The organism is Teichococcus aerofrigidensis (assembly GCF_054073225.1).
Map to the genome: position 1 here is coordinate 1 of NZ_JBSXMU010000147.1, position 6,930 is coordinate 6,930.

Below are 6,930 nucleotides of genomic sequence, written 5' to 3' on the forward strand. Positions count from 1 at the left end.
CCGCCGTGGTGGCGCATGGCCTGGCGGTGGCGCGGGCGCATCTCGAGGCGCTCGGCTGGACGGTACGGCCGGCACCGCGCGGCCAGCCACTGGATCTGGTGGCCCGCCGCCGGGGCGCCCGGCTGCATGTCCTGGTCCGCGCCAGCACCGCCACCGCGGCACCGGTGCCGCTCGGCCGCGCCGAACTCATGGCCCTGGCCGAACGGCAGCCGGAGACGGCGCTGCTGCTGGTCAGGGGCGTCCGGCTGGACGAGACGGGGGAGGAGGTCCTGGCGCAGGGTGGCGAGGTCCGCCTGCTCGCCCCCTTCGACCCCGGACCGGAGCGGCTGCGGCCCCTGGTCAGCGAATACGCGCCTCCCGATCCCGGCTGAGGAAGGCTTGCGGCCAGCCGGCCGGCGGCCCATGTCATCTGTCCCAGCAACAGCATGAAAGGAGGTGATCCGGTGTCTCATTGTTTGATGTCGGCGTGCCACGCCCCGTCCCGGCTCTCCGGATCGCGGGAGGCCGTGCCGGCCTGAGAAGGCCCGTGCGGTGGGCGCCAGCCGCCCGCAGGCAATGCTAGGAGGCCCCGGATGGCGACATCCGGGGCCTTTTTCACGCACAGCCCGTGCGGGGATGCGTCCCGCCACCGGCGGCGCGCCGCCAGAGGCCCCTTGTGCCGCCCGGCCCGGCCCGATTTAACCGGCCGGGTGCGAACCGCTTCCCCGAAGCGGCGAAGGAGAGAGGAGGCCGCCTGGCCATGAGCGACGTGACGGTGCAACCCTGGGCGGAACGCTTCGCCGTCGGCGCCGTCCGCCCGGAATGGGTGGATCACTACGGCCATATGAACCTGGCCTACTATGTCGTGGCTTTCGACATGGCGACCGATGTCGTCTGGCCCGCCCTTCGTCTCGGCCCCGGCTTCCGCGAGCGCGACCTCGGCACCTTCGCGGCCGAGAACTGGATCGCCTACCGGCGCGAGGTGACGCTCGGCATGCCGCTCGCCGCCAGCACCGAGATCATCGCGCATGACGCCAAGCGCCTGCTGCTGCGCCACCGCCTGTTCCACGCCGAGGAGGGCTGGGAGAGCGCGGAATGCGAGTTGCTGTTCCTCTGCGTCGATCTAGGGCGGCGCAAGGTGGCGGAATGGCCGGAGGATGTGCGCGCCGCCTTCGCGACCGCGCCCGTGGGACCGCCCGCCCGGCGCCTCGCCCTGAAGCGCTGAGGCCGCCTGGAGCGTCGTCCGTTCGCCCTGGCCCACGGCAGACGCTCCAGCCACCTGTTCTCGCGGGCATCTCCACCCGATCCGGTGATCGGGATCTGCTCTAGCGGCGGCCCGGACGGTGGTCGTTCGGGTCGATGCCGTGGCGTTTCAGCTTGTCGTAGAAGGTCTTGCGCGGCAGGCCGAGCGCCTCCGCCACGGCCCGCACATCGCCCTGATGCGCCGCGAGCGCCTCCGTGATGGCCGCCGCCTCGAAGGCATCGACGCGCTGCGGCAGCGGGGCCGCGTCATCCTCCCTGCCGCCGCCGGGCAGGGGCGTGTCCTCGGCCAGCCCGAGGGCGACGCGTTCGGCGTAGTGCGTCAGCTCGCGCACATTGCCCGGCCAGTCATGCGTGACGAGGTGCCGCCGCACCGCCTCGCCGGGCGGCGGCGCCGCGCGGCCGAAGCGTGCCGCCGCGCGCTCCAGGAAATGCGCGAAGAGCAGCGGGATGTCGGCGCGCCGCTCCCGCAGCGGCGGGACCCGCAGCGTCACCACGTGCAGGCGGTAGTAGAGATCCTCGCGGAACCGGCCGCGCCGCGCCAGATCGAGCAGCGAGACCTTGGTGGCGGCGACGACGCGCAGGTCGAGCCGCCGCACCTCGTTCGTGCCGAGCGGCGCGATCTCGCGGCTCTCCAGCACGCGCAGCAGCTTCACCTGGACGGCGGGCGACATGGCCTCGATCTCGTCGAGGAAGAGCGTGCCGCCATCGGCATGCTCGATGCGGCCGATGCGGCGCTTCTGCGCGCCGGTGAAGGCGCCGGCCTCGTGGCCGAACAGCTCGCTCTCGATCACGCTCTCCGGCAGGGCACCGCAGTTGAGGGCGACGAAGGGCCGGTGCGCGCGGCGGCTCCAGCGGTGCAGGGCGGAGGCGACGACATCCTTGCCGCTGCCGGTCTCGCCCTCGATCAGCACGTCGACACCGGTATCGGCGATCTGCCGCAGCCGCTGGCGCAGCGCCTGCATGGCCGGCGCGTCGCCGAGCAGGCTGGTATCGGCCCCGGCCTCGACCGCGCGGGCCAGGCGGCGGTTCTCCAGCACCAGCCGCCGCTTCTCGAGGGCATGCCGCACCGCCGACACCAGCTCGGCTACCGCGTAGGGCTTGGGCAGGAAGTGATAGGCACCCTCGCGCATCGCCGCGACCGCCATCGGGATGTCGCCATGACCCGTGACCAGGATCACCGGCAGGTCCGGGTCGCGGCGGCGCAACTCGTGGAACAGGGCGATCCCGTCCATGCCGGGCATCCGCACATCGGTGACGACGACGCCGGGAAACTCCGCGTCCACCACCTCGAGCGCGCGCGGCGCCGAGGCGACGGCCATGGCCTCCAGCCCGGCCAGGGCGAAGCTCTGCAGGTTGGCCTCGCGCAGAGTGTCGTCATCATCGACGAACACGACATCCATTCAGCCGCTCCCTCGCTGGCCCGTCTCCCGGCTCATCCCCTCGCTCATCTCTGGGCCGGCCTCGTCCAGCGTGATGACGAAGCTGGCGCCGCCCGGCGTCTCCGGCGCCTCCAGCGTGCCGCCCAGATCGGCCAGGATCCCGCGCGAGATCACCAGCCCCAGTCCGAGCCCGGCGGATTTGGTGGTCGTGAACGGCATGAACAAGGAACGCCGGACCTCGGGCGGCAGTCCCGGCCCGTTGTCGGCGACGCGGACGCGGACCCGCCCGCCCGTGGCGGCGGCGGAGATGGCGATGCGGGGCGCCGCCGCGCCGTGCAGCGCCTCGATGGCGTTCTGGATCAGGTTCACCAGCACCTGCTCCAGCCGCACGCGCTCGGCCCGCACGCACGGCTCGCCCTCGATCGCCAGCGAGACCGCGATGCCCTCGTGGCGCAGGCGGTGGCCGAGCAGCAGCAGGGCGCCCTCGATGGCGGTGCGGATCGGCATCGGCTCCACCTCGCCGGTGGCCTTGCGGGCGAATCCGCGCAGCCCGGCGGTGATGGTGCCGATGCGCTCGGTGAGGGCGGCGATGGTGGCCAGCCCGCGGCCGGCCATGGCGGCCTCGCCGCGCGCCACGAATTCGGCGGCATTGTCGGCGAAGCTGCGGATGGCGGCGACCGGCTGGTTGATCTCGTGCGCCACGCTGGCGGTGATCTGGCCGAGGATGGCAAGCCGGTTGGCCTGGCCCAGCTCGTCGCGCATGCGGTGCAGCGCCGCCTCGGCCCGCTGCCGCTCCTCGGCCTCGGCGCGAAGGCTGGCATTGGCGGCGCTGAGCTCGGCGGTGCGCTGGCCGACCTCGGCCTCCAGCGCCCGGCGCCGCTCCGCCTCGCGCCGCCGCTCCCGCGCCATGCGCCGCCGTCGCCGCAGGGTGAGGCCGAGCAGCGCTATCAGCGCCAGGCCGAGCAGCAGGGCCCAGGCCCGGGCGGCCGCGCGGGCCGCCTCCAGCGTGGGCGCGGTGGGAGCCAGCAGGGTCAGGCTCCAGCCGGTGCCCGGCACGGGGGTGGAGACGGGGAGGAAGAGGCCGCGCGCCGCCGGCTCGTCGAGCCGCAGCAGGCCGTGGCCGTCGCTCGCCTGATGGGGGGTGAAGGCCAGGTCGCGCAGCGGCGTCTCACCGAACTGCAGGCTGCCGCGGATCGCCTCCCGGGCGGCGGGCTCCAGCGGCCGGGTGGCCAGGAAATGCCATTCCGGCACGCTGGTGACGGTGACGATGCCGCGGTCGTCGGTCGTCAGCACCGGTTCGCGCAGGCGCCGCCACGCCTCCTCCACCTCCGCGAACTCGGCCTTGACCACGATGACGCCGAGCGGCCCGCCGGCATCCTCCAGCCGGCGCGTGAGGTAGAGGCCCGGCCGCTGGCTGACGGTGCCGAGGGCGAAATGCTCGGCCGCGCCGCTCCCGAGCGCCTCCTGGAAATAGGGTCGGAAGGCGTAGTCCTGGCCGACGAAGCTCGTGTCGCTGCGCCAGTTGCTGGCCGCGACGGTGCGCCCCTCCCGGTCCAGCGCATAGATGACGGCGGTGCGCGTGCCTTCCGCCAGCCGCTCCAGCTTGACGTTCAGCGCCGCCAGGCGGCCGGGCTCCGGCCGATCGAGGGCGCGGATCAGGTCCGGGTCCTGTGCCAGGATCACCGGCAGGCTGCGCTGCTTCTCGATCTCGGCCCGCAGCACGGTGGCGCGAAGCTCGGCCGCGGCGCGCGCGCCCGCCTCCATCTCGGCCAGGACGAAGCGCGTGGCAAGGCGCCCGGCGAGCCGGTCCGCGGCCACCAGGAGGGTCAGGGCGGCGAGCGCCAGCGCGGCGCGCCGGACCCCGCGCGGCAGGGAGGTCAGCACGGGAGGCCCGGACGGATCCGTGCGGATCTCCGCACAGGGACCGCGTCAACCGGGCGGAAATCCGCACGGGCGGCGGCGGAGGCGGCGGGGTGGCACATTCTAAACATGTATAAGATCAATGATCTGGGCCGGATGCCAACCGCCGCGGCGGTCTGGCATCGGGCTTGCCATGGAGGGGGGCATGCCGATCCGCGGACCGTGTCCCCGGGCGGCCTGATCCAGCTGTCATCCCGACATCCCGAGCAGGGCGATGGCGGGCCCCCAAGGTGGAGGAAACAACCATGGCCTTCGTGGAACACGCCGTCGCCGGCAAGGCACCGCCCGTCAAGCCCAGGCGCTTCTACCGGCATCTCTATGTCCAGGTGCTGGCCGCCATCACGGTCGGCATCCTGCTCGGGCATTTCTATCCGCAGACCGGCGCCGAGATGAAGCCGCTGGGCGATGCCTTCATCAAGCTGGTGAAGATGGTCATCGCCCCGGTCATCTTCCTGACCGTGGTGGTCGGCATTGCCGGCGTGCGGGATGTCGGCAAGGTCGGGCGGGTCGCCGGCAAGGCCATGCTCTACTTCCTCACCTTCTCCACCCTGGCGCTGATCATCGGCCTGATCATCGCCAATATCGTCCAGCCGGGCGCGGGGCTGAACATCAACCCCGCCTCGCTCGATGCCAGCGCCGTCTCCGGCTATGCGGCCAAGGCGCATGAGAGCACCATCACCGGCTTCCTGATGAACATCATCCCGGCCTCGCCGGTGGCCGCCCTCGCCTCCGGCGACATCCTGCAGGTGCTGTTCTTCGCCGTGCTCTTCGGCATCGCGCTCTCCGCCATCGGCGACCATGCCGAGCCGGTGATGAACCTGCTGCACTCGGCCTCGGCGGCGATGTTCAAGCTGGTCGCCATCCTGATGAAGGCCGCGCCCATCGGTGCCTTCGGCGCGATGGCCTTCACCATCGGCAAGTACGGCATCGGCTCGATCGCCAACCTGGCGCTGCTGATCGCCACCTTCTACGTCACCGCGCTGCTCTTCGTGCTCGTGGTCCTGGGCGCCGTCGCGCGCTACAACGGCTTCTCCATCCTGGCGCTGATCCGCTACATCAAGGAGGAGCTGCTGCTGGTGCTCGGCACCTCCTCCTCCGAGGCGGCGCTGCCGACGCTGATGGAGAAGCTCGAGCGCGCCGGCTGCAGGAAGTCCGTGGTCGGGCTGGTGGTGCCCACCGGCTACAGCTTCAACCTCGACGGCACCAACATCTACATGACCATGGCGGCGCTGTTCATCGCCCAGGCCTGCGGCATCGAGCTGTCGATCTGGGACCAGGTGCTGCTGCTGCTGGTCGCCATGCTCTCCTCCAAGGGCGCGGCGGGCATCACCGGCGCGGGCTTCATCACCCTGGCGGCGACGCTCTCCGTGGTTCCCTCCGTCCCCGTCGCCGGCATGGCGCTGATCCTGGGCATCGACCGCTTCATGTCTGAGTGCCGCGCGCTCACCAACCTGGTCGGCAACGCGGTGGCCACCATCGTCGTCGCCCGGTGGGAGGGCGAGCTGGACACCGTCCGCCTGCAGTCCGCGCTGAAGGGCGCGCCCCTGCCGGTGGAGGAGGATCTGGCGCTGCAGCCCGCCGAGTAAGGGTAAGGGCTTTCCCCCCCGCGCCTGGGGGGGGGCGCGCCGCGCCGCCCGCCATTCCCCGGGCGGCGCGGAGGCGGCAGACTGGCCGGAGCGACTCCGGCCGAGAAAGGGAGAAGGCATGCCGGCCTCCATCGGGGCGCGATGGCTCGGGCGGCTGGGCCTGGCCTGGCGCGACGCCTTCGCCGCCTCGCTGGCGGCGGCGCTGGCCTGGATGGTCTCGGTGGCCGCCTTCGGCCATTCGCACCCGGTCTTCGCGGCGGTCACCGCGCTGGTCTGCTTGGCGCCGGGGCTGCCGAGCCACGGGCGGCAGGCGGTCGGGCTGATGCTCGGCGTCACCACCGGCATCGTCGTCGGTGAGCTGGCCCTGCTGCTGCCCGACACCTATCCGCTGCTGCGGGTCGGTCTCGGCAGCTTCCTCGCCATCCTCATCGCCGCCGGCTACGGGCAACCGCCGGTGGTGCCGATCCAGGCCGGGGTCTCGGCCGTGCTGGTCCTCGCCGTGGGCCCGGCCCAGGCCGGGCTGGTGCGCTACCTCGATGTGGCCGTGGGCACCACCATCGGCCTCGTGTTCAGCCAGATCCTGATGACGCCCGATCCGGTGCGGCAGATCGACGACGCGGCGCGCGACCTGCTGCGCCGCCTCGCGGAGGCGCTGCAGGGCTGCCGGGCGGCGGTGGAGGCGGCGGCGGCCGGCCGGCCGGAGGAAGGGCTGGAGCGGGCGCGGGCCGGGCTGCAGGCCGTCTCGGCCGCGCATGCCAGCCTGATCGGCCTGCACGCCGGCATCGCCGCGGCACAGGGCGCGG

The 6,930-nt window shown here is 72.8% G+C and carries 6 protein-coding genes; 4 read left to right on the forward strand and 2 right to left on the reverse strand.

What is annotated here, in order from left to right; genetic code table 11:
• Together ACVMLK_RS18845 and ACVMLK_RS18850 are read left to right on the forward strand one after the other, a co-directional pair.
• The coding region (locus ACVMLK_RS18845; protein ID WP_457487274.1) for a hypothetical protein at positions 1-371 on the forward strand (371 nt) is incomplete at its 5' end.
• A gap of 368 nt (positions 372-739) precedes the next feature.
• Positions 740-1,204, forward strand: coding sequence for an acyl-CoA thioesterase (locus ACVMLK_RS18850; RefSeq protein ID WP_457487275.1), 465 nt, complete (start codon positions 740-742; stop codon positions 1,202-1,204).
• Positions 1,205-1,304: 100 nt separating this feature from the next.
• Here ACVMLK_RS18850 and ACVMLK_RS18855 read toward each other — a convergent pair whose 3' ends face one another.
• The gene (locus tag ACVMLK_RS18855) at positions 1,305-2,642 is read right to left on the reverse strand and encodes a sigma-54-dependent transcriptional regulator (RefSeq protein WP_457487276.1); all 1,338 of its coding nucleotides are present in this window, start codon (positions 2,640-2,642) and stop codon (positions 1,305-1,307) included.
• Positions 2,643-4,505 (reverse strand): sensor histidine kinase, encoded by a 1,863-nt coding sequence (locus ACVMLK_RS18860; protein WP_457487277.1) that lies wholly within the window; start codon positions 4,503-4,505, stop codon positions 2,643-2,645.
• A gap of 281 nt (positions 4,506-4,786) precedes the next feature.
• On the opposite strand from ACVMLK_RS18860, the gene ACVMLK_RS18865 reads away from it, so the two are divergent.
• Both ACVMLK_RS18865 and ACVMLK_RS18870 read left to right on the forward strand, forming a co-directional pair.
• On the forward strand, positions 4,787-6,127 hold the full coding sequence (locus tag ACVMLK_RS18865) for a dicarboxylate/amino acid:cation symporter (protein WP_198367456.1): 1,341 nt from the start codon (positions 4,787-4,789) through the stop codon (positions 6,125-6,127).
• Positions 6,128-6,245: 118 nt separating this feature from the next.
• Positions 6,246-6,930, forward strand: a 685-nt coding sequence (locus ACVMLK_RS18870) for an FUSC family protein (RefSeq protein WP_457487278.1), incomplete at its 3' end; no start/stop codon positions are given.